The sequence below is a fragment of the Azospirillum sp. B506 genome, from assembly GCF_000333595.1.
Lineage (GTDB): Bacteria > Pseudomonadota > Alphaproteobacteria > Azospirillales > Azospirillaceae > Azospirillum.
Window position 1 is genome coordinate 1 of record NZ_BADK01000920.1, and the last position, 1,767, is coordinate 1,767.

1 protein-coding gene is annotated in these 1,767 nt (G+C 62.6%); it reads right to left on the reverse strand.

Annotated elements, in window-relative coordinates:
- On the reverse strand, window positions 1–1,552 hold a 1,552-nt coding region (locus I71_RS28490), incomplete at its 3' end, for a HAMP domain-containing protein (protein ID WP_244434107.1).
- Window positions 1,553–1,767: the final 215 nt, after the last annotated feature.

Consider the following 1,767-nt stretch of genomic DNA (forward strand, 5'->3'; position numbering starts at 1 on the left):
TGTTGAGATCTCGCCTTCCATCGACGGTGATCTTCTTCGACAGGTCGCCGTTGGCGACCGCCGTCGTCACCTCCGCGATGTTGCGCACCTGACCGGTCAGGTTGGTCGCCATCGCATTCACGCTGTCGGTCAGATCCTTCCAGGTGCCGCCGACACCCCTCACCTGGGCCTGACCGCCCAGCTTGCCTTCGGAACCCACCTCGCGCGCCACGCGCGTCACTTCCGAGGCGAAGCTGTTCAGCTGGTCCACCATGGTGTTGATGGTGGATTTCAGCTCCAGAATCTCGCCCTTCACAGGCACGGTGATCTTTTTCGACAGATCGCCGTTCGCAACGGCGGTGGTGACGTCAGCGATGTTGCGCACCTGACCCGTCAGGTTCGCCGCCATCATGTTCACGCTGTCGGTCAGATCCTTCCAGGTGCCGCCGACACCCTCCACCCTCGCCTGACCGCCCAGCTTTCCTTCGGACCCCACCTCGCGCGCCACGCGCGTCACTTCCGACGCGAAGCTGTTCAGCTGGTCCACCATGGTGTTGATGGTCGATTTCAGCTCAAGGATCTCGCCCTTCACGTCGACGGTGATCTTCTTCGACAGGTCGCCCTTCGCGACCGCCGTCGTCACTTCGGCGATGTTGCGGACCTGACCCGTCAGGTTCTCCGCCATCATGTTCACATTGTCGGTCAGATCCTTCCAGGTGCCGCCGACACCTTCGACCTTCGCCTGACCGCCCAGCTTGCCTTCGGACCCCACCTCGCGTGCCACGCGCGTCACTTCCGAGGCGAAGCTGTTCAGCTGGTCCACCATGGTGTTGATGGTCGATTTCAGCTCAAGAATCTCGCCCTTCACGTCGACGGTGATCTTCTTCGACAGATCGCCCTTGGCGACCGCCGTCGTCACTTCGGCGATGTTGCGCACCTGACCGGTCAGATTGGCCGCCATCACGTTGACGTTCTCGGTCAGGTCCTTCCAGCTGCCGGCAACGCCCTTCACCTGGGCCTGACCGCCCAGCTTGCCCTCGATCCCCACCTCGCGCGCCACGCGGGTCAGCTCGGTGGTGACGGTGACGAGCTGCTCCATCATGGTGTTGACGTTGCGGGCGGTGCGCAGGAATTCGCCCTGCAGCGGCCGGCCTTCGATCTCCAGCGCCATGGTCTTGGACAGGTCGCCCTTGGCGACGGCACCGATGACCCGGGCGATTTCCGTCGTCGGCTGGATCATATCGCCGACCAGCGTGTTGATGCTGTCGACGCAGGTTTCCCACCCGCCGGACGCATTGTTCAGCTTGGCACGCTGGCTGATGCGGCCTTCCTTGCCGATGGCGACGCTGAGCCGGCTGACCTCGGCGGTCAGGTTCTGGTTCAGTTCCACCACGTCGTTGAAGGCGGCGGCGATCTCGCCATCGATGCCCGTCAGGTCGAGCGGCAGCCGCACCGAGAACTCGCCTTTACGCAGTTGCCGCAAGGCCATCAGCAGAACCTTCGGATCCAATGCGTCCGCCGTCTCGACCATCGCCGTCATGCCATTCCCCAATCCGTGCGTCGCGTCCACCATGGACCGCACTTCGCCCATTCCCACGACCGCTCCAGTGTGCGGTCGAAGAAAGCTCAAGCCGACACAACCGGAATTGGGAATGTCCGCACCGACACAGTGCGCACTCCATCGTTATCCGGAGCGTGACTTCGCAGTCCTACAGCCCTGCACGATGAAGTAAAGGCGATTCCGGTCAATTTAGCCTTTCGTAGGCACCCCTCCTCCGACATAAGATA